18 protein-coding genes are annotated in these 19,162 nt (G+C 64.1%); 11 read left to right on the top strand and 7 right to left on the bottom strand.

Annotated features, from left to right (window positions below; genetic code table 11):
- The first annotated feature begins 55 nt into the window (after nt 1–55).
- Both trmB and MKZ40_RS09975 read left to right on the top strand, forming a co-directional pair.
- Nucleotides 56–895 (top strand): tRNA (guanosine(46)-N7)-methyltransferase TrmB, encoded by an 840-nt coding sequence (gene trmB, locus MKZ40_RS09980; protein WP_175088998.1) that lies wholly within the window; start codon nt 56–58, stop codon nt 893–895.
- 188 nt (nt 896–1,083) lie between these two features.
- Entirely contained in the window at nt 1,084–1,992 is a 909-nt protein-coding gene (locus tag MKZ40_RS09975) for a putative RNA methyltransferase (protein WP_254627029.1), read from the top strand.
- Nucleotides 1,993–2,270: 278 nt separating this feature from the next.
- Here MKZ40_RS09975 and MKZ40_RS09970 read toward each other — a convergent pair whose 3' ends face one another.
- Nucleotides 2,271–3,200 (bottom strand): AEC family transporter, encoded by a 930-nt coding sequence (locus tag MKZ40_RS09970; RefSeq protein ID WP_175088999.1) that lies wholly within the window; start codon nt 3,198–3,200, stop codon nt 2,271–2,273.
- A gap of 267 nt (nt 3,201–3,467) precedes the next feature.
- Here MKZ40_RS09970 and MKZ40_RS09965 point away from each other — a divergent pair, with 267 nt between their 5' ends.
- Together MKZ40_RS09965 and MKZ40_RS09960 are read left to right on the top strand one after the other, a co-directional pair.
- Nucleotides 3,468–4,061, top strand: coding sequence for a hypothetical protein (locus MKZ40_RS09965; RefSeq protein WP_175089000.1), 594 nt, complete (start codon nt 3,468–3,470; stop codon nt 4,059–4,061).
- 64 nt (nt 4,062–4,125) lie between these two features.
- Complete coding sequence (locus tag MKZ40_RS09960) at nt 4,126–4,842, top strand: SCO family protein (protein ID WP_175089001.1); 717 nt, start codon at nt 4,126–4,128, stop codon at nt 4,840–4,842.
- Nucleotides 4,843–5,300: 458 nt separating this feature from the next.
- Here MKZ40_RS09960 and MKZ40_RS09955 read toward each other — a convergent pair whose 3' ends face one another.
- Both MKZ40_RS09955 and MKZ40_RS09950 read right to left on the bottom strand, forming a co-directional pair.
- Nucleotides 5,301–6,008 carry an FKBP-type peptidyl-prolyl cis-trans isomerase gene (locus tag MKZ40_RS09955; protein WP_175089002.1) on the bottom strand — a complete coding sequence of 236 codons (708 nt, stop codon included), beginning with the start codon at nt 6,006–6,008 and terminating at the stop codon, nt 5,301–5,303.
- 139 nt (nt 6,009–6,147) lie between these two features.
- Nucleotides 6,148–6,753, bottom strand: coding sequence for a TIGR02444 family protein (locus tag MKZ40_RS09950; protein ID WP_175089003.1), 606 nt, complete (start codon nt 6,751–6,753; stop codon nt 6,148–6,150).
- A 183-nt stretch (nt 6,754–6,936) separates the two neighbouring features.
- On the opposite strand from MKZ40_RS09950, the gene MKZ40_RS09945 reads away from it, so the two are divergent.
- Nucleotides 6,937–8,871 (top strand): ATP-binding cassette domain-containing protein, encoded by a 1,935-nt coding sequence (locus tag MKZ40_RS09945; RefSeq protein ID WP_175089004.1) that lies wholly within the window; start codon nt 6,937–6,939, stop codon nt 8,869–8,871.
- Between the two features lie 3 nt (nt 8,872–8,874).
- On the top strand, nt 8,875–9,639 hold the full coding sequence (locus MKZ40_RS09940; protein WP_175089005.1) for a pseudouridine synthase: 765 nt from the start codon (nt 8,875–8,877) through the stop codon (nt 9,637–9,639).
- Between the two features lie 121 nt (nt 9,640–9,760).
- Here MKZ40_RS09940 and MKZ40_RS09935 read toward each other — a convergent pair whose 3' ends face one another.
- Nucleotides 9,761–10,993: a patatin-like phospholipase family protein gene (locus MKZ40_RS09935; RefSeq protein WP_175089006.1), complete on the bottom strand. Its 1,233-nt coding sequence runs from the start codon at nt 10,991–10,993 to the stop codon at nt 9,761–9,763.
- A 348-nt stretch (nt 10,994–11,341) separates the two neighbouring features.
- The gene (locus tag MKZ40_RS09930) at nt 11,342–11,773 is read right to left on the bottom strand and encodes a YqaA family protein (protein ID WP_054556479.1); all 432 of its coding nucleotides are present in this window, start codon (nt 11,771–11,773) and stop codon (nt 11,342–11,344) included.
- A gap of 143 nt (nt 11,774–11,916) precedes the next feature.
- Here MKZ40_RS09930 and thiD point away from each other — a divergent pair, with 143 nt between their 5' ends.
- Both thiD and MKZ40_RS09920 read left to right on the top strand, forming a co-directional pair.
- Nucleotides 11,917–12,717: a bifunctional hydroxymethylpyrimidine kinase/phosphomethylpyrimidine kinase gene (gene thiD / locus MKZ40_RS09925; protein ID WP_175089007.1), complete on the top strand. Its 801-nt coding sequence runs from the start codon at nt 11,917–11,919 to the stop codon at nt 12,715–12,717.
- 88 nt (nt 12,718–12,805) lie between these two features.
- Nucleotides 12,806–13,480 carry a chalcone isomerase family protein gene (locus MKZ40_RS09920; protein ID WP_175089008.1) on the top strand — a complete coding sequence of 225 codons (675 nt, stop codon included), beginning with the start codon at nt 12,806–12,808 and terminating at the stop codon, nt 13,478–13,480.
- Nucleotides 13,481–13,719: 239 nt separating this feature from the next.
- Here MKZ40_RS09920 and dctP read toward each other — a convergent pair whose 3' ends face one another.
- Nucleotides 13,720–14,811, bottom strand: a complete 1,092-nt coding sequence (dctP, locus tag MKZ40_RS09915) for a TRAP transporter substrate-binding protein DctP (RefSeq protein ID WP_254627030.1) — start codon at nt 14,809–14,811, stop codon at nt 13,720–13,722.
- Nucleotides 14,812–15,253: 442 nt separating this feature from the next.
- Here dctP and MKZ40_RS09910 point away from each other — a divergent pair, with 442 nt between their 5' ends.
- The 3 genes from MKZ40_RS09910 (at nt 15,254) to dtd (ending at nt 17,849) form a co-directional block, all read left to right on the top strand.
- Complete coding sequence (locus MKZ40_RS09910) at nt 15,254–15,916, top strand: TRAP transporter small permease (protein ID WP_175089009.1); 663 nt, start codon at nt 15,254–15,256, stop codon at nt 15,914–15,916.
- A 77-nt stretch (nt 15,917–15,993) separates the two neighbouring features.
- Nucleotides 15,994–17,268, top strand: coding sequence for a TRAP transporter large permease (locus tag MKZ40_RS09905; RefSeq protein ID WP_175089010.1), 1,275 nt, complete (start codon nt 15,994–15,996; stop codon nt 17,266–17,268).
- 131 nt (nt 17,269–17,399) lie between these two features.
- Entirely contained in the window at nt 17,400–17,849 is a 450-nt protein-coding gene (gene dtd, locus MKZ40_RS09900; RefSeq protein WP_175089011.1) for a D-aminoacyl-tRNA deacylase, read from the top strand.
- A 100-nt stretch (nt 17,850–17,949) separates the two neighbouring features.
- On the opposite strand, the gene MKZ40_RS09895 is transcribed toward dtd, so the two are convergent.
- A complete protein-coding gene (locus MKZ40_RS09895) occupies nt 17,950–18,996 on the bottom strand; it encodes a TRAP transporter substrate-binding protein (protein WP_253063601.1) in 1,047 nt (348 codons plus the stop codon).
- Nucleotides 18,997–19,162 lie beyond the last annotated feature (166 nt).

The raw sequence follows: 19,162 nt of genomic DNA, 5'->3' as shown, positions 1-19,162 counted from the left end.
GAAACATTCGAATCCGATGCTCGCGCATCGTTCATGCAAAGACCAAGACGACCCCATGACTGACGAGACTTCCAAGCCGCAGGACGACACGTCCACTTCTGCACCCGCTGACGATGCGCAGCAAGAAAGTGTGCAGAACGAGAACGCGCAGCCCGAGAGCGTGCAGACCGAAAGCGCGCCAGCGACCCCTTCCGTTGCCGATGAAGCCGTCGCCCGCAAGCGTGGCATCAAGAGCTACGTGATTCGTGGTGGCCGCATGACCCAGGCCCAGACCCGCGGGCTGGAAGAGGTCTTCCCGCGCCTTGGTCTGCGTCACGAGCAGGGCGAGCTGGATCTCGAGGCGCTGTTCGGGCGGCGGGCGCCGCTGGTGATCGAAGTCGGCTTCGGCATGGGCAAGTCACTGTGTGAACAGGCACAGGCCAACCCGGGCACCGACTTCATCGGCATCGAAGTGCACGCGCCTGGCGTCGGCAAGCTGCTGGATGATGTCGACAAGCTGGGCCTGACCAACCTGCGTGTCTATCGTCACGACGCACTGGAAGTGCTGGCGGATTGCGTGCCGGCCGGATGCGCCGACACCTTCCAGCTGTTCTTCCCGGACCCGTGGCCGAAGAAGAAGCACCACAAGCGCCGTATCGTTCAGCCGGCCTTCGTCGAGCTGGTGCGTCGTGTGCTCAAGCCGGGCGGCCACTTCCACATGGCGACCGACTGGGCCAACTACGCCGAAGCGATGGCGGAAGAGATGGCCGAAGCACCGGGCTTTGCCAACACCGCTCCGGCGGAAACCGCACCCTACGTGCCGCGTCCGGATTTCCGTCCGCTGACCAAGTTCGAACAGCGCGGCGAGCGACTCGGCCACGGTGTGTGGGACCTGATCTTCGTCAAGCAGGACTGATCAGCGCCTCGTGCGCAGTGGCGGCGTCATCATGACGCTGCATCGCGGCCGCCTTCGGGTGGCCGCTTGCGTGTGAGGCCCACCGCCATGGCGCGGTTTGGCGTGCCAAGGCCATTTGCCTGCGTGGCTGTCTGTGCCCTTGCTGTATTTGCGGCCCCTTTCTTTTCCCGTCCCGAGAGTTGCTGACCATGACGACGCCTACCGCCGACTCGGCTGATCGCCCGACCATGACCCCGCTGACGGCCCTGACCTGTCCACTGGATGCCCAGCCGCTGGAACGTGATGGCCAGAGCTGGTGCTGTGCCGACGGGCATCGCTTCGATATCGCACGCCAGGGCCATGTCAATCTGCTGCCGGTGCAGCGCAAGCGCAGCCTGGACCCCGGCGACAGCAAGGCGATGGTCAGTGCCCGCCAGCGCCTGTTCGCCCTCGGCGGCTATCAGCCGCTGGCGGCGGCCTTGGCCTGTCGTGTGCTGGCATTGGCTGCGGCCCAGACGTCGCTGGCCGTGCTGGATGCCGGTTGCGGCGAAGGCTTCTATCTGCGTCAGTTGGCGTGCGCTGCCGGTGAGCGGGATTTCTCGCTGACGGCGGCGGGGTTGGATATCTCCAAACATGCGGTGCTGGCTGCGGCGAAGCAGTCACGTGATGCCGCCTGGCTGGTGGGCACCAACGCCGCCCTGCCGCTGGAGGATGCATGTGTGGATGTCGTCATCTGCGCCTTCGGCTTCCCTGTCTGGCAGGAATTCGCGCGTGTCCTCAAGCCCGGTGGCCACGTCGTGCTGCTGGAGGCGGGGGCCGAGCACCTGCTGGCGTTGCGCAGGATTCTCTACCGCGAGCTGAAGCCCGCGCGTGGCGAGGCCGGACTGAGCGCTGCCGAGTCCGCGGGCTTCGCCATCAGAGGCGAGGTCGAGCATCTGCATGCGGGGCTTTCATTGACCAGCAATGAGCAGATCCGGGACTTGCTGACCATGACGCCGCATCTTTATCGCGCCGAGCGTGATGGCCTGGCACGTGCAGAAGCCATGACGGCCTTGGAGGTCGAATTGCATGCGGAGCTGAGGGTGTTCTCGCTCGAGGATGCACAAGACAAAGCTTAAATAGAAATTCTTCGCATTTGCCTTGCAAAAGCAAATGAGAATGATTATCTTGTATGTGCGGTGTCCGGGCAGACATCGCAGGGCGCAAGCCCAGCCGTAGCGGCGGAGTCAGGCCCCCGCTACGGTGTTTCTCCTCATCAAGCTAGTCACGGTCTTGGGCATCCTCATCTGGGGATGCCCTTTTTCTTGTGCGCTGCGCACACTGCGAGCTCTCACGTCGCGTTCGGATGTGCGGTCGTCAGATCGACAGCTCGACAGCAGCTTGGGTCGACAGGAGCTCAGTTCGCCAGCCACAGGGGCAGGGTCAGCATCGCCAGCAGCGTCTGGGCGGTGATCAACGCCGCCATCAGCTCGGCATTGCCGCCCAGCTGGCGGGCCAGAATATAGGCGGAGGTCGCGGTGGGCAGCGCCGCGAACAGAATCGCCACATCGCGCGCCACCCCCTCGAGGCCGAACCACCGGCAGAGCACGACCACCAGTGCCGGCATCGCCAGCAGCTTCAGCAGGCTTGCCAGCCACGCCACGCTGCCACTACTTACCAGTACACGCGGGCGCAGCGCCACGCCCACCGCGACCAGGCCGAGCGGCAAGGCGGCGCGCCCCAGCAGGCTGATGGCGTCGCCACTCCAGCCCGGCAAGCCGATGCCGCTCAGGTTGAGGGCCGTGCCGGCCAGACACGCCAGTACCAGCGGGTTGCGGGTCAGCGCCTTGAGCGAGCGCAGCAGGCCGCCTTCGCCCAGGGTGCCTGCGCAGATGAAGGCCATCACGCACAACAGGTTGGCGGCCGGTACCATCAGCGCCAGCGCCACGGCCGCGACGGTCGCCCCGGCGCTGCCATGCAGCGCTGCTGCCCCGGCCACACCGACGTAGCTGTTGAAGCGGATGCTGCCCTGGAAGAGCGAGGTAAAGGAGGCGGCGTCGCCCATATGACGGCTCAGCCAGGCCGGCGCGTGACGCCAGCTCAGCCATAGCGCGGCGGCGAACAGCAGCATCGCGCCCAACATCACGCTGGCCAGCGTCACGACCGGCACGCTGGCCATGTCGGCGCGCGCCAGCGTGGACACCAGCATGGCGGGGAACAGCACGTAATAGATCAGGCGTTCGAGTTCACTCCAGAAACCTTCGCCGGGGAATCGCTTCCACCCCAGCAATGCCCCCGCGAGGATCAACAGGAAGAGGGGGCCGAGCGCCTGCTGTACACTTGCCATGCTGACTCCTTGTCGGGGCTGAGTGCGAATGCCTTGAGAGCGATGTGGCGAGCGCGTGACATGATGTCTCGCCTGCTGCCGCGGTGAGGCGGGCTGGTAAGCTTGTCATGACTCGCTCAGCGCTGCACTTGGACTCAGGTCTTGTTCGCCGGTCACGCGTTGCCGTCGTGCCGTGTCTGAGTGCAGACCATTCCCATCACGTCACTTTCTTTCCCATTCGGGGCGCCTTGCCTGTCGATGCGCTGCCGGACCGTTGCCGGAACTGCCATGTATCGCGTAGAAGAAGACAATGCCCGCCCGCGGCTGCTCAATCTGCTGATCATCGTCACGCTGATCACCATCGTGGTCTCGCTGTATTACCTGATCGACTATTACCTGGTACGTGATGGCAGCAACGGCAAGGTGACCTGGTTCGCGCCCAATCAGTCCTGCGAGCTCAATCATGCCCCCTGCACTGCCGAACTGGGCCGCTTCGGGCGTATTACTCTGGCGCTGGACGGCGATATCAGCCCGCTGACGCCGTTGGGCATCCGCGTGATGACGGAGGGCGTCTCACCGGAGGGGGTCGAGGTGGACTTCATCGGTCGCCACATGGACATGGGCGTGAAGCGCAGCGTGTTGAGCACCACCGATGCCCAGAGCCTCGAGCGCCAGCATTGGCAGGGGGAAGGGCAGCTGGGATTCTGCAGCAGTGCGACCATGGCGTGGCGCGCGCAGGTGATCGTGACCACCGAGCGTGGCCGACTGGGCAGCTGGTTCGATTTCGATAGTCATCCGCAGGCCACCACGGCGGAGCAGCTCGAAAGCTCGGTCGATCAATTGTTTCGCAGTGATACCCGCCCGACGCATCAGGGCAGCTAGCCGTTGGCGTTGAGCCCGGCCGGCAGGGGCATCGTTTCAGGCATGAGAATACCGGGAGGCGGGGATGGGAGAAGAGCGAAAGTCACAGGATGGACAGTCAGGTACCCGCCAGCAGGAGAGCCATCAGTTGGGCAAGGGAGTCGCCAGACGCTGGTGGCTGCTGGGCGCCATCGGCCTGGCGGCCGTGATCGGAGCCGGTGTCGCCTGGCAGCAGGCGCAGCAGGACATGGCGCCGGTTGCGGGCATGCAGGCCTGGGCCAGTCTGGGCGGCCCCATCCAGCTCGAATCACAGCAGGGTGACTTCACGCTGGCGGAGGTGACGATGGGCGAGGCCGCCGACGCGCAGGCCACGCCGGTCATCGCGCTCTACTTCGGCTACACCCAGTGCCCGGATGTCTGTCCGATGACGCTGGCGGCGCTGCGTCAGGTGATGTCTGAACTGCCACCCCGGGCGGCGGCGCGCGTGGTGCCGGTGATGGTCTCGCTGGACCCCGAGCGCGACACGCCTGCCCGGCTGGCCGAGTACACCGGGCACTTCGGGCCACGCTTTCAGGGTATTACCGGCAGCCAGGCGGCACTCGCCGATGTGGCGCGGCGCTATGGGGTCAGCTATCGGCGTGTCGAGGCGCAGGACTCCGCGCTGGGTTACACCATCGATCATGGCGCCGCGCTCTATCTCGTCTCTGCTCAGGGACGTATCTACGATCGCATTCCATTCACGCCGGGGCCGGCGGGTGTTCGCGCTGGCGTGACGCGCGTCCTGAGCGCGACCGCTGATTGAGCCCTGCGTGCACCCGCTGAATACGCCGCGCCTTCAGGCCTTGCCAAGAGGTGAAATACACATTGTCCACAAGTTGGCAAGCGCTCAAGGAAAATTTTGTGGATAATCATGATGCCTCGTACACGCAACGCAGTGCCGTCAAGAGCTGATTTATAAAAACTAGTAAAAACAAACTGTTACGCGATATCGACTAAAAATGTCAAGTCAGTGGTTGCTTTGCGTTCAACCAGCATCACTGCCGCGACAGGCACCATGAAGGCCGGTTGTCAACCTGTGGTCAATAGCTTCCCCACAGTTTTATCCACAGGCTGGCGGCGTCCGTACAGGGATTTCTGGAGGGGAGAATCAGCGGACATCCGCCATTGCCAGAAACGCAAAGAGCCGCCCATCGGGCGGCTCTTTCGTTGCTACCGGCAGCAGTGCTTGCCGGTTACCAGCAGGGGAGGCTCACGCCGCCATTACTGCTTGGCGTCGGCCTTGGTCACGTCGAGCAGCTCGACCTTGAAGGTCAGCGTCTCGTTCGGGCCGATCGGGCCGCCAGTGCCAGCCTTGCCGTAGGCAAGCTCGGCCGGGACGTAGAGCATCCAGGTATCGCCGACGCTCATTTCCTGCAGTGCTTCCTGCCAGCCCTTGATGACCTGGTTGACCTTGAAGCTGACCGGCTCGCCACGCTGGTAGGAGCTGTCGAAGACGGTGCCGTCCAGCAGCTTGCCTTCATAGTTCACCTTGACGGTATCTTCAGCGGACGGGGTCGCGCCATCTCCGGATTCCAGCACCTTGTACTGCAGGCCGGAATCCAGTGTCTTCACGCCGTCCTTCTTGGCGTTGTCGGCGAGGAACTTGTCACCCTCTGCCTTGTTGTCGGTCGCTTCCTGCTCGACCATCTTCTTCTGCTCTTCCATCTTCTTCTGCTGGAAGCGGGAAAGCGAATCCGCGATTTCCTGGTCGCTCATCTTCATGTCGCCCTTGGCGTAGACATCACGCACGGCTTGAGTGAAGGCGTCGAGATCCAGATCGGTGATGTCCTGGGAGAGGCTCTTGCCCAGAGTCGCGCCGATGCCATAGCTGAGCTGTGCCTGCTCGTCTGCGAGGCTGTCATCGGCGGCAAAGCTGAACGGGGTGACCAGGAGGGCGCCGAGCGCGACGGCACTGACCAGCTTTTTCATGAAAACTCCTTCAGGATGGAATGGGCCTGAGACGGGCCCGAAACACGCAATTGACACCGAGGCGGCATGGCCTGCCTCGGGCACTAGTGTTACTCCGACTCTACCAGCCGCGTACAAGTTCCGCATCTCGCTGGCGTTGTCAGGCGCCGGCGGGCACGCGGGCCAGTGCCAGTCTGCGCAGGGCACGAGCCGTCGGGTGATCCCCCACGGCGAGCGTCGTCTTGCTACTCAGCAGAGCCAGTGATTGTTGAAAGGCCTGCAGCGGGTCCGCGACATGCGCGAAGGGCGCCCGCAGACCGGCCGCACCTTCGGCTGACGACAGCGCAGGACTCAGCTCTTCCAGCTGGGCGAGGGTCTCCCGCTCGGCGGAAAGCTCGCAGGCCTTGAGCTGCTGATAGAGGCGTTCCAGGCGTTGCACCGCGGCCGGGTCCTGGGTCGCGGGCAGTGTCTTCAGCTCCTGCTTCAACTGACGGCGGCGCTCGCGCAGCATGCCGGTCATCCAGCCCTGCCAGTCGCGCACGTCTTCCAGCAGGCGAGTGGGCGAGGCGGCCAGGGCGATGCCATGGGCGGACAGCCAGTGAATCCACAGCAGCTCGCAGACATCGAGTCCCGCCTCGTCCTGCAGCAGCAGGCAGGTACTCATCATGTCCGGCGTCGGCTGAGAGTTGCCCGCAGAGCCGACCTCGCCGGGCAGGGCATACAGAGACAGCGCGTAGTCCCACAATCCGATAGAATATGCGCCCATCAAGTCGGCCTCTTCGTGTGTCACGGATGATGTCTCTTCATGTGTCACGGATGATGTCTCTTCACGTGCCACCGATGATGTCTCTTCACGTGTCGCGCTCATCAGCTTGCTGAGTTGTAGCGCTCGTGTCGGTGGCGGTGAACGGGAGCCCGACGTCCCCCGTATTTTCTGATCGAGGTTGTCATGATTGCACTGCGCCAGCTCGCCCTGCAACGCGGCGGAGCACCGCTGATCGACGAAGCGGATCTGACGCTGCATGCCGGTCACAAGGCCGGTATCGTCGGCCCCAACGGCGCCGGCAAGTCGAGCCTGTTCGGCCTGATCCTCGGCGAGCTGACGCCCGACAGCGGCACGGTATCGCTGGCCGGTGGCGTGCGTGTCGCGCACATGGCGCAGGAAATCGATGCACTGGAGCGTCCGATCGTCGACTACGTCATGGACGGGGACCACGCGCTGCGCGAGACCGAGCGCGCCCTGGCGGCCGCCGAAGAGAGCGGCGAGCACCAGCGTCAGGCCGAGCTGCACGCCCATTTCGATACCCTTGATGGCTACACCGCACGGGCACGTGCCGAGCAGCTGCTGGTCGGCCTCGGCTTCAGCCAGGCGCAGCTCAGTCAGCCGCTGGCGGCCTTCTCGGGTGGCTGGCGCATGCGTGCCAATCTGGCGCGCACCCTGTTCACGCCGTCTGATCTGCTGCTGCTGGATGAGCCGACCAACCACCTGGATCTCGATGCGCTGCTGTGGCTGGAGCAATGGCTGGCGCGTTATCCCGGCGCGCTGCTGCTGATCTCCCACGACCGCGACTTCCTCGATGCGGTGTGTGATCACATCATCCACTTCGATCGTCGCAAGCTGGTGGTCTACAAGGGCAACTACAGCCGCTTCGAGCGCACGCGTTCCGAGCGTCTGGTGCGCGAGCAGGTCGAGCACGAGAAGACCATGGCGCGGCGCGCCGAGATCGAGGATTTCGTGCGCCGCTTCAAGGCCAAGGCCACCAAGGCGCGTCAGGCCCAGAGCCGCATGAAGATGCTGGAGCGCATGGAAGAGACGGCGGCGGTCAAGGCCGACTCTCCGTTCCACTTCACCATCCCGTGCTCCGACAGGATCTCGCATCCGCTGCTGGGGCTGGACCGCGCGGTGATCGGCTATCCCGGGCAGCCGCCGCAACTTTCCGGGGTACGCTTCTCACTGCTGCCGGGACAGCGCATCGGTCTGCTCGGCCCCAACGGCGCCGGCAAGTCGACGCTGATCAAGGCGCTCACCGGCGAGCTTGCGCTGGTCGAGGGCCAGCGGACCGCCGGCGAGCATCTGGCCATCGGCTACTTCGCCCAGCACCAGGTGGACGGGCTCGACCTGTCCTCGACGCCCTTCAATCATGTGCTGCGTCTGTCACCGACGGCGGGTGAGCTGGAGATTCGCACCTTCCTCGGCAGCTTCGGCTTCCACGGCGATGAGGTCTACGCCACGGTGGAATCGTTCTCCGGTGGTGAGAAGGCGCGTCTGGCGCTGTCGCTGATCGCCTGGCAGAAGCCCAATCTACTGTTGCTGGACGAGCCGACCAACCACCTGGACCTCGACATGCGCGAGGCGCTCACCGATGCGCTGGCGACCTTCGAGGGCACCGTGATCCTGGTCTCTCACGACCGCCACCTGCTGCGTGCCTGCGTCGATGAATTCTGGTGCATCGCCGATGGCCGCGTGACGCCCTTCGATGGTGACCTGGATGATTACCGTGCCTGGCTCAAGGCGCGGGTCGAGGGCGAGCGGCGGGAAGCGCGCGCCCAGAAGGATGCCGATGCAGGGACTGGCAGCACGCGCACGCCGGACCGCAAGGAGGCGCGCCGTCAGGCGGCCGAACTGCGCGAGAAGCTGCGCCCGCTCAAGAAGGTCAGCGACAAGGCCGAGCAGAAGATGAGCAAGGCGCAGGGCGAGCTGGACAAGATCGAGGAAGCGCTGGGCGATGCCACGCTCTACGAGGCGGATCGCAAGACGGAGCTGACCAAATTGCTGGCCAGCCAGGGCGAGATCAAGAGTCGCCTCGATGAGGCCGAAGCCGAGTGGCTCGAGGCTCAGGAAGCGCTGGAAGAAATGGAAGCCCAGCTCAAGGCGGCGGACTAGGCCATGCGGCTGGACCGCTGGCTGACACGTCAGCCACAGCTCAACCGCCGTCATGCGCTCTCGGCGCTGGCGGCGGGGCGCGTGCGGGTCAACGGCGCGACGGTCAGCGACCCGCTGCATGAGGTCGGCCCCTTCGATGACATCCACCTGTCAGTGAGTGACGCGACCGTCTGCCTGCAGGTCGCGCGGCGTCCGCGTCATATCCTGCTCAACAAGCCCGCCGGGGTCGTGACGGCCTGTCATGACCCCGAACACCCCACCGTGATCGATGTGCTGCGTGACACGCTGAATGCACGCGGCGAGGACAGTGGCTGGCTGGCCGACATCCACCATGTCGGGCGTCTTGATCGTGCGACGACCGGCGCCCTGCTGCTGACCAATGACGGCGGTGTCTCGGCGCGCATCAGCGCTGCCGGGCTCGAGGGCCCCGCCAAGCGCTATCGCATGGGGCTGGAGCGTCCCCTGTCGGAGATCGAACAGGAAAGCGCCATTGCACAGGTTCGCCAGGGGGTGATGCTTGAACATGATCCGCGCCCGACACTGCCGGCACAGCTTGCGTTTCTCAGCGCGGACCAGGCACGCCTGACGCTGCACGAGGGACGCCATCATCACATCAAGCGGCTGTGGCGCAGCCTGGGCAATCGCGTGGTGTGGCTGCACCGTGAGTCGGTGGCGGGCTTGAGTCTCGAGGGGCTGGCGCCGGGGGAGTGGCGCGAGCTTACCCGCGAGGAGTGTTCACGGCTGGGGGCCGCGCAACCTCGCGGGTGAGGCCACTCGGCGGGTGGCATCTTGTCGACACCGGGTTATCCACACCCACCCGGTGCGCCGCCAGCGAGTGACGGCTGCGATGGGGGGTGGATGGATCGTGCTGAATCGTCGTCAGCGCTGCTCAGCTGCCGGTCGCCTGACCGGGCAGGTCCTCTGCCGAGATACTCGCCTGGTCATCGTCGGCGGGGCTGGCATCAGGGGTCGACAGGCTGACCAGCTCGCCGTCGGCGTTGCGCGTGAAGTTGCGCACGATGACCCCGATATCCTCCGGCAGCGGCGCAAACTGGCTGCAGCGGCTCAGCACTTCCTGCATGTCCTGATAGCCACTGTCGCGCCGCGAGTCGATGGTCGCGCGCGAGAAGTCGATATCCTTCAGTGAGGTCTCGCCCGGGCGCGCCGAGGCCAGCAGGCGCACCACGTTGATCGAGGGCTGCTGGGTCATGGCGAGGATGCGCTGGATCTTCGGTGACTGGCGCAGCTCCTCCGGCAGATGGTCGGCGAGATTCTCGATTCCCATGCGCAGCGCCTGATTCTCTTCCAGCAGATGGAGATGCTCGCCGGCACGGCTGGAATACTGGATGTCCTTCTCGCGCAGCTGCGCCTCCTGCAATGTCTCCGGCACCTTGCCATCGGCACTCCACAGGTCGATCACGTAGCAGTTGACCACCGTCTCGCCATGCGGGCGCTCCGACAGCACCCAGCTGACGGGCGTATTGGAGTAAAGACCGCCATCCCAATAGGCTTCGCCATCGACCCACACCGGCGGGAAGGCCGGTGGCAGGGCGCCGCTGGCCAGAATATGGCGGTGGTCCAGCGCTTCATGCGAGGAGTCGAAGTAGCGCAGTGCGCCGCTGCCGATATTCACCGCCCCGACCGACAGGCGAACATTCTCCGGGTGGCGGGCATCGAGTCGCTCGAAGTCCACCAGTCGGTTGAGCGTGTCCCCCAGCGGCTCGGTGTCGTAGAGGCTGGGTGGCTCGCCGAAGAAGCTCTGCCAGATCGGCACCGTCCACAGCGGGCGCGGGCGGAAGAAGCCCGGGATGCCCCACAGCATGGCAGAGGTACGCGCGACACTGCGTTCCCACGGATGGAAGGCGGGGCCCATGCTGGCAGCGGGTTGGGCGATGCTGTACCAGAATGACTCGAGGGCCTTGAGGCGCTCGCCCTCCGGATTGCCGGCGATCAGGGCGCCATTGATGGCGCCGACCGAGGTGCCGACCACCCAGTCGGGCTGGATGCCGGCCTCGGCCAGCGCCTCGAAGATGCCGATCTGGTAGGCGCCGAGCGCACCACCGCCTTGCAACACCAGAATATTGAGCGCATCGGCGCAGAAGTCGCAGGATGTATCACGCATGAAACCTTCTCCTCTCTAGTAGTGCAGCACTCCGCCGGGGAATGCCCGAGGTCAGGGGGACCGTCGCGAGCGAGACGCCATGTGATGGGGGAGGCGTGGGCTCGTGGAGGCAGCGAAAGGGTGACGAGGTGCATATCAAGGGCAATGAAGCACCTGATCCAGGCAATGAGGCACTGGGCCCAAGCAATGGAAGCGCTTTTATTGTGCAGTGCAGCATGGCGCCTGTCAGCATAGCACGCATCCTCGCCTTGCGTGTCTGCGATCTCATTCAAGCGACTGACTGAGGCGGCAGGGGCAGTGGCATGGGCAGAGACAAGGAGGAAGACAGGAGCAGCAGCCGTGCGCCGGTCATTGACACCAGGGCGTCAGCCACAGGTCGGCTGCCAGCAGCAGCAATGCATAGCGTCCGCCCTTGGCGATCACGATCAGGACGATGCTTTTCCACCACGCCAGCCGGAAGACCCCCGCCAGCACCGTCAGCGGGTCGCCGATCAGCGGGGCCCAGCTCAGCAGCAGGCTCCAGGCGCCGAAGCGGCGATACCACAGAGTGCCGCGCGCCAATGCGCGCCGCGAGACCGGAAACCAGCGCCGTGTGCGCAGGCGGCGGGCGCCACGCCCCAGGGCGACGTTGATCAGGCTGCCGAGCGTGTTGCCCAGCGTCGCCGCGATCCACAGCGCCCAGGGCGCGTGTCCCTGGCACCACAGTCCCGCGAAGGCCGCTTCCGATCCACCGGGCAGCAGGGTGGCGCTGGCCAGCGAGATCACGGCGAGCGAGGTCAATCCCGGCAATGACAGTAAGGCCGCTTCATCCATATCACTTTCTTCTGTCTTTCACGGTGTCAGGGCGCTGGGGGTGGCTTTCTTCCCTCCTCAGCTCGGGTATGCTGTTGGCACGTCAAAGCCATATTTCGGGAGCTTCCTGCATGCATATTCCGTGCGTCCTGACGATAGCGGGCTCAGACCCCTCCGGGGGAGCCGGCATTCAGGCGGACCTCAAGACATTCTCTGCGCTGGGCGCCTACGGGGCCAGCGTGATCACGGCGCTGACGGCGCAGAATACCTGTGGTGTGCGCAGCGTGGAGGCGGTCTCGCGGGAATTCATCGCCGCACAGCTGGACGCCGTGCTGGATGATCTCGATATCCGCGCCGCCAAGATCGGCATGGTGGCCGATCCGCTGGTGGTGGAAATGCTCGCCGACCGCCTTCAGCAGCGTCGCCCGCGCTGGGTCGTGCTAGACCCGGTGCTGGTCGCCAAGAGTGGTGATGCGCTGGTCAATGATGCTGCCATCCAGTCGGTGGCCGAGCACCTGGTGCCGCTGGCCGACATCATCACGCCCAACCTGCATGAAGCCGCGGTACTGCTGGGCGAGCGTCGCCTGATCGGCCGCTCCGACATGCCTGAGGTCGCCCGCGAGCTGCGCGCCCGAGGCGCGAAGGCGGTATTGATCAAGGGCGGGGCGCTTGAGGGGCAGGCCTGTGATGACCTGCTGGTCAGTGATGCCGGCGAGCAATGGCTGTGCGCGCCACGTATCGAGACCGACAACCTGCACGGCACCGGCTGCTCGATGTCTTCTGCCATCACGGCGCGACTGGCGAACGGTCTGCCGTTGTCGCAGGCGGTGGTCGAGGCGCGCGAATGGCTGCTGGGCGCGCTGCGCGCCTCCGACCAGCTCAACGTCGGCAAGGGTCGTGGGCCGGTGCATCATTTCCACGCCCTGTGGTAAGTCAGCGAGAGCCAGGCCCGTGAAAGTCTGCAGGAGTGATGAACCCCGCAGGCTCCCCTTGATCCCTGCCAGCCAACGAGTAGATGCCATGCCTATATCGCTGTATCGCTTGTCCGTGTCAGCTGTCCGTGGCGCCGTTTGCTACCTGAACACCGCCTGGCGTGTCGTCAGTTCGCCGGTGGCGAGTGCGCCGCGCTGGCTGGCCGCGGGCGTGATGGGGGCGCTGCTTGCCACCACCAGCCCGGCTGCGCTCGCCGTCGAGATCAAGGGGGTGACCTTCGCGGATCAGGTGACCACGCAGTCCGGACAGCCGTTGACGCTGATCGGCAGTGGGCTCTTCACCTACCTGCTATGGGATGCCTATGTCGGCGCCTATTATCAGGATGCGCGTCGCCCGCGCCCGGCGCCGCTCAAGGATGTCTCGCGCCGCCTGGTGCTGGAGTACTTCCATGCCATCGACGCCGAGGACTTCGCCAAGGCGACCACCAAGGGCGTGCGCAAGAACCTGTCCTCGGCGGATTTTGCGGCGATCGAGCCTGAATTGACGCGCTTCAATCGTGCCTATCAGGACGTCGTGCCGGGGGACCGCTATGCACTGCAATGGTTGCCCGCCGGTGGGGGCAGAGGCACGCTGTCGCTGGTGCTGAACGGGCAGGTCATCTTCGAAAGCGATTCGCTGGCGCTGGCCAATGGCCTGTTTGCGATCTGGCTTGGCGACGAGCCGGCTCAGCAGGATTTCCGTACCCAGCTGCTGGGGCAGTAGCGCGTGCTCTCCATCTGGCTTCTCTAGTCTATCTGGTCCCTCTAGCCTATCTGGTTCATCTGCAGCGGCATCGCTCTCGTCTTGCGTCTGGACCGAGACACCACGAAAAACGCCCCCGCCGGGAGTCCCGGCAGGGGCGTTTTTCGTGCGCGTCTTTCTAACATTCCAACTTTTTATCTTTCTATCACTCTTTCGCTCTTTGCTATCCGCCTGGCGGGGCTGACGCGCTTGCCTGGGGCTTACTTGCCTTCGGCAGCCTTGATGTCGGCCTGCAGGGTGTCGAGGATCTTGCTGCCGCGCTCACCGGATTGCTCACGATAGACTTCCCAGCCCTTCTCGCCGACCGGGCGGAAGGCTTCGCGCTGCTCATCGGTCAGCGTGATGATCTCGATGTCGCTGTCTTCCTTGATCTTCTCCAGACGGTCAGCGTTGTACTCCTCCTGCTTCTCGAAGATGTACGGACGCATCTCGTTGGTGATCTTGTCGAGCATCTGCTGCTGCTCGTCATCCAGTCCGGAATAGAAGTCACTGGAGGCCACCAGCGTGGTGATGAACTGCGCCTGCTTGGCCTGGATCATGTAGTCCTGAACTTCGTAGAAGCTCATTTCCTGGATGGCGAACACCGGGTTCACCTGGCCGTCGATCTGACCCAGCTGCAGGCCGGAGTAGACCTCGGAATAGGGCATCGGCGTCGGGTTGGCCCCGTAGCCGCGGTAGCTCTCGACCAGAATCGGCGAGGTCATGGTGCGGATCTTGAAGCCTTCCATGTCCTCAGGTGTCTTGATGTCGCGGTTGCCGGTCCACACCATCCAGCCTTCCGGAATCACGCCCAGCAGCTGGAGGTTCTGCTCGGTGTAGGCCTCGGAAAGCATGTCGATGGCCTTGGAGCTGCCGAGCACCTCTTCATTGACGGCATTGTCGTCGGAGAACAGGAAGTGCAGCGTGAAGACGCCCGACTCCGGAATCACCGAGGCCAGGTGACCCGGTGAGGCAAAGGTCAGCTGGATGGCATCGCTCTGCACCAGTTCGGTGAGCTGTGAGGAGGTACCCAGTGCCCCATAGGGGTAGATCTCGACATCGATGTCACCACCGGAAGCCTCTTCGATGCGCTTCTTGAATTCCTGGGCGTAGGCATCCTGCACACTGCCGGAGACCTCCTCCAGCGCGAAACGCCAGGTGTCCGCCTGCACGCCCGCGGAGGCCAGCGCCGCCATGCCCAATCCAGCGGTGAGGGCGCCTCCCTTGATGAGCGCGGCGAGACGAGAAAGGGGAACAGGAGTCCTGGACGTCTCGCGATTCTGCTCGGGTGACGGGTTCCATTGCATCGTCATCTTGTTCTCCTTGTGTGATTTCCATCAGCGTCGGGCGGCTCTGGGCATACCCGGCGTGCAACTTGCATCATTCAGATAATATTGCCATTCTTAATATAATAAAAAAATTACCAAATTGGATAGTGTGATTAGAATTTATTATGAACAAGCTGAGCTTGTGCGCATGAGTCTCTGGTACTCGAGGCTCTGCTCATTGCTCACCAGGGCTTCACAATCGGCCCCCGGCGCCGGAGCGACATGCCGTGCGTCGGCTGCATACTGATTTCAAGCGCCGCTAATAAAGCTAGAACAAGAGTAGCCAAAGTGAAAATCACGACGGCGCCGAGGAAAATTTCAATGGATCGTACTGGCAAATGCTGGTCGTCTGGCGCAAACCACTGCGCGCATGACGTCTGGTAGAAAGCCTATCTGGCAGGATGCCACATCAACAGGAAACCGCTTCATGAACTCGCCCCCCTCCAAGTCTCCCTCCGCTGATGAGACCCGCCCCAGCCCGGCCGAGACGAATGGCGGTCAGGACCCCTTCGCACATCTGCCTGCGCCGCTGCGCCGTCTGGCCGCCTGGTTCGAACGTGGTGACCAGGGACTGGCGCACGTCGAGCGCTGGTTGATCGCCCTGTGTGTGCTGGGCATGGCGACGGCCAGCATCGCCAACGTCATCGGGCGCAACATCTTCAACTACAGCCTGCCGTTCACCGAAGAGCTGATGCAGATCCTGCAGCTGTGGCTGACCTTCCTCGGCATCAGCTACGGCGCGCGCGCCGGGCGACATATCCGCGTGACGGCGCTGCTGGACTTCATGCCGCCATGGTTGCGCAAGGTGCTGCTGATCGTCGGGCAGGTCATCACCTGTGCCTTGTTGGCCTACCTCGCTTGGCTGGCGGTGGATTATCTGCAGAGCCTGGCCAAGTCCGGGCGTGTCACGCCGTCGCTGCGCTGGTCGCTGGCGGCGCTCTATGCCGTGGTCCCGCTGGGACTGGCGCTCGGGGCTCTCCAGTACCTGATGGCGATTCTGCGCAATCTGCTGGCGCAGGGCGCCTGGTTGTCATGGCGTACGGCGGAGATGGACGAGAACGAGGAAGTCGACGGCAGCGGCGCGCTCTAGCCACTGCGTCTGGAATGTCTTCTCGAGCCTCGATAGACGATTGATCACACTTCATTGACCCAGGGACGGAAGCTGCGATGTGGATTCTGCTCGTGATGGTGGGGCTGCTGTTGCTTGGGGTACCCATGATGGTGCCATTGAGCGTCGGCACCTTTTTCTTGTTGTTCAGCGATTTTCCCTTCCTCAAGCCGGAGCTGGTGATCCAGCAGATGATCGGTGGCCTGCAGCCAGTGGTGCTGACGGCGGTGCCGATGTTCATTCTGGCGGCCGATATCATGCTCAAGGGTTCCACTGCCCAGCGCCTGCTGGACCTTGTCGAGCGTTTCGTCGGTCACTGGCGCGGTGGCCTGCCGGTGACCACCGCGCTGGGCTGCACTCTGTTCGGGGCGGTATCCGGCTCCACCCAGGCCACGGTGGTGGCGATGGGGCGCCCGCTGCGCCCGCGGTTGCTGGAAGCCGGTTACAGTGACAAGTTCACCATCGCGTTGATCATCAATGCCTCCGATATCGCGCTGCTGATTCCCCCCTCCATCGGCATGATCATCTATGGTGTCGCGACCGGTACCTCGGTGGGTGACCTGTTCATCGCCGGTATCGGCCCGGGGTTGATGATCCTGGTACTGTTCTCGCTCTACTGCATGTGGAAGTCATGGAAGCTGGGCATTGCTCCGCAGCCCAAGGCGGACTGGCCCGCACGCTTCAAGGCCTTGAAGCGCGCCAGCCTGCCGGCGGGCTTCCCGGTGATCATCATCGGCGGCATCTACTCGGGCATGTTCTCGCCGACCGAGGCCGCCACGGTATCGGTGATCTACGCGCTGATTCTCGAGATGCTGATCTATCGCGGCGTGACCCTGAAGGACCTGCCCGGTGTGGCCTTTTCCACGGGACTGATCACCGCGGTGGTGTTCATCCTGGTGGCAGCGGGCGCGGGCTTCTCGTGGATGATCTCCTTCGCCAAGATTCCGGATGCCATCCTCGGCGGCTACATCCCCTACCTGTCGGAGCACGCGCTGGCGCTCTTGGCAGTGATCGCGGCGGCCTACTTCGTCGGCTGCATGTTCGTGGACCCCATCGTGGTGATCCTGATTCTGGCGCCGGTGTTTGCGCCGGCAGTCGATGCCGCCGGACTGGACCCGGTGCTGGTCGGCACCCTGGTCACCCTGCAGGCGGCGATAGGCTCGGCGACTCCGCCCTTTGGCTGCGACATCTTCACGGCGGTGGCGGTATTTCGAAAACCGTACATGGAGGTCATCCGGGGGACGCCGCCCTTCATTGCCCTGCTGTTGCTGGCGACGGTGCTGCTGATGCTGTTCCCGCAGATCGCGCTGTTCCTGCCCAGCCTCGCCAACTAGCAGCGCCTCCCATCCTCTCAAGTAACACCTGTCGCGCCCCGCAGGCTCAGTCTGCGGGGCGTTCGCGTCTGGTATGCTCCCGAGCACCCAATGTCATGAACCATCATCCATCTCTTGAAGGAGCAAGCGGCATGCGAGCATTGATCCAGCGCGTCACACGGGCAGAAGTCGTGGTGGAGGAGGAGAGCGTCGGCGCCATCGAGGGCGGCTTGCTGGTACTGGTGGGCGTCGAGAAGGGCGATGATGAGGCTCGTGCCGACAAGCTGCTGCACAAGATGCTGCATTACCGAGTCTTCGCTGACGAGAACGACAAGATGAACCTCAACGTCCAGCAGGCGGGCGGCAGTCTGCTGCTGGTCTCGCAGTTCACGCTGGCGGCGGACACCGGCAGCGGCATGCGTCCCAGCTTCTCCTCGGCGGCGCCACCGGCGGAGGGCGAGCGGTTGTTCACCTATCTGGTCGACAAGGCGCGTGAGCGCGGGAGAGAGCTCGGGGTGGGAATCGAGACCGGACGCTTCGGCGCCAACATGCAGGTCTCGTTACTCAATGACGGGCCGGTGACCTTCCTGCTCGAAAGCTGATCGCACAGACACGAAAAAGCCGCCCCCCGAGGGGGCGGCTGCAAGCATTGGATGACAGGACTGCGCCGCCTCGCGGGAGTGCGGCGCAGGTAACGCAGTTTTACTGCACGCCTTCCGGATTACGTGCGTTCAGGTAGGCCTGTTCAGAGACCTCATGCCACTTCTCGACCTTGCCTTCGAAGGTGGTATAGGACTCGTAGATGCGGCCGGCCAGATCGTTGGACTCGCCGAGTTTCTTGACCACGTCGCCGGACAGCTCGCGCGCCTTGTCGAGCACGTCCTGCGGGTAACGGCGCAGCTCGACCTTGTGCTCGTTGAGCAGTGTCTCGAGGGCATCGTTGTTGCGCGCGGTGTACTCGTCGAGCATGTCCTGGTTCACGTCACGTACCGCGGAACGCAGGATGGCCTGCAGGTCCTTGGGCAGCTCGGCCATGGCGTCGTCGTTGACGATGGCCTCGAAGGTGACGGTCGGCTCGTGCCAGCCCGGGTAGTAGTAGTACTTGGCGGCCTGATAGAGACCGAAGGCCAGGTCGTTGTACGGACCGATCCACTCGGTGGCATCGATGGCACCGGACTGCAGCGAGGTGAAGATCTCGCCGCCCGGCATGCTGACCGTCGCCACGCCCATCTGCTGCATGACATCGCCACCCAGCCCCGGGATACGCATCTTCAGGCCATCGAGGTCGGCGACCGAGTTGATCTCCTTGTTGAACCAGCCGCCCATCTGCACGCCCGAGGCGCCACCGGCCATGACTTCGACGCCGAACTTGTCGTAGACCTCGTTCCACAGCTCCAGGCCGCCGCCGTAATGCAGCCAGGCGTTCATTTCCTGCGCGGTCATGCCGAAGGGGACGGCGGCGAAGAACTGGGCTTCCGGCGCCTTGCCTTTCCAGTAGTAGGAAGCCGAGTGACCGATCTGCGCGGTACCGGAAGAGACGGTATCGAGTACCTCGAAGCCCGGCACCAGCTGGCCTGCGCCATAGACCTTGATCTTGAGACGGCCGTCGGACATCTCATCGACCAGACGTGCGAGGCGTTCCGGCCCCTGGCCCACCCCCGGGAAGTTCTTCGGCCATGAGGTGACCATCTTCCAGGTGAAGGTATCGGCGGCGTTGGCAACGGCCGGCAGGGTGCCCATGGCGGTCATGGTGCCGACGGCGATACCGAAGGCGAGTTTGTTGAGTTGCATGGCATGCTCCTTGAAGTGCCCGATTGTTGTTGTGCACCGGTCAGTGACCGGCGCTGGGCAAGAGGTGGGCCGCGAACGGCTCCCGTGCATCTGTATGAGCCGACTGGCGGCTCTCCCATCAGCT

The sequence above is a fragment of the Cobetia sp. BMC6 genome (assembly GCF_029991385.1).
GTDB lineage: Bacteria > Pseudomonadota > Gammaproteobacteria > Pseudomonadales > Halomonadaceae > Cobetia.
The sequence above is the reverse complement of the archived record's forward strand: the minus strand, read 5'-3'. Positions and strand labels throughout refer to the sequence as shown.

Excerpts from the sequence above, each read along its gene's own strand:
- trmB (WP_175088998.1), top strand. The coding sequence starts at position 56 with ATGACTGACGAGACTTCCAAGCCGCAGGACGACACGTCCACTTCTGCA.
- MKZ40_RS09975 (WP_254627029.1), top strand. The coding sequence starts at position 1,084 with ATGACGACGCCTACCGCCGACTCGGCTGATCGCCCGACCATGACCCCG.
- MKZ40_RS09970 (WP_175088999.1), bottom strand. The coding sequence starts at position 3,200 with ATGGCAAGTGTACAGCAGGCGCTCGGCCCCCTCTTCCTGTTGATCCTC.
- MKZ40_RS09965 (WP_175089000.1), top strand. The coding sequence starts at position 3,468 with ATGTATCGCGTAGAAGAAGACAATGCCCGCCCGCGGCTGCTCAATCTG.
- MKZ40_RS09960 (WP_175089001.1), top strand. The coding sequence starts at position 4,126 with ATGGGAGAAGAGCGAAAGTCACAGGATGGACAGTCAGGTACCCGCCAG.
- MKZ40_RS09955 (WP_175089002.1), bottom strand. The coding sequence starts at position 6,008 with ATGAAAAAGCTGGTCAGTGCCGTCGCGCTCGGCGCCCTCCTGGTCACC.
- MKZ40_RS09950 (WP_175089003.1), bottom strand. The coding sequence starts at position 6,753 with ATGGGCGCATATTCTATCGGATTGTGGGACTACGCGCTGTCTCTGTAT.
- MKZ40_RS09945 (WP_175089004.1), top strand. The coding sequence starts at position 6,937 with ATGATTGCACTGCGCCAGCTCGCCCTGCAACGCGGCGGAGCACCGCTG.
- MKZ40_RS09940 (WP_175089005.1), top strand. The coding sequence starts at position 8,875 with ATGCGGCTGGACCGCTGGCTGACACGTCAGCCACAGCTCAACCGCCGT.
- MKZ40_RS09935 (WP_175089006.1), bottom strand. The coding sequence starts at position 10,993 with ATGCGTGATACATCCTGCGACTTCTGCGCCGATGCGCTCAATATTCTG.
- thiD (WP_175089007.1), top strand. The coding sequence starts at position 11,917 with ATGCATATTCCGTGCGTCCTGACGATAGCGGGCTCAGACCCCTCCGGG.
- MKZ40_RS09920 (WP_175089008.1), top strand. The coding sequence starts at position 12,806 with ATGCCTATATCGCTGTATCGCTTGTCCGTGTCAGCTGTCCGTGGCGCC.
- dctP (WP_254627030.1), bottom strand. The coding sequence starts at position 14,811 with ATGACGATGCAATGGAACCCGTCACCCGAGCAGAATCGCGAGACGTCC.
- MKZ40_RS09910 (WP_175089009.1), top strand. The coding sequence starts at position 15,254 with ATGAACTCGCCCCCCTCCAAGTCTCCCTCCGCTGATGAGACCCGCCCC.
- MKZ40_RS09905 (WP_175089010.1), top strand. The coding sequence starts at position 15,994 with ATGTGGATTCTGCTCGTGATGGTGGGGCTGCTGTTGCTTGGGGTACCC.
- dtd (WP_175089011.1), top strand. The coding sequence starts at position 17,400 with ATGCGAGCATTGATCCAGCGCGTCACACGGGCAGAAGTCGTGGTGGAG.
- MKZ40_RS09895 (WP_253063601.1), bottom strand. The coding sequence starts at position 18,996 with ATGACCGCCATGGGCACCCTGCCGGCCGTTGCCAACGCCGCCGATACC.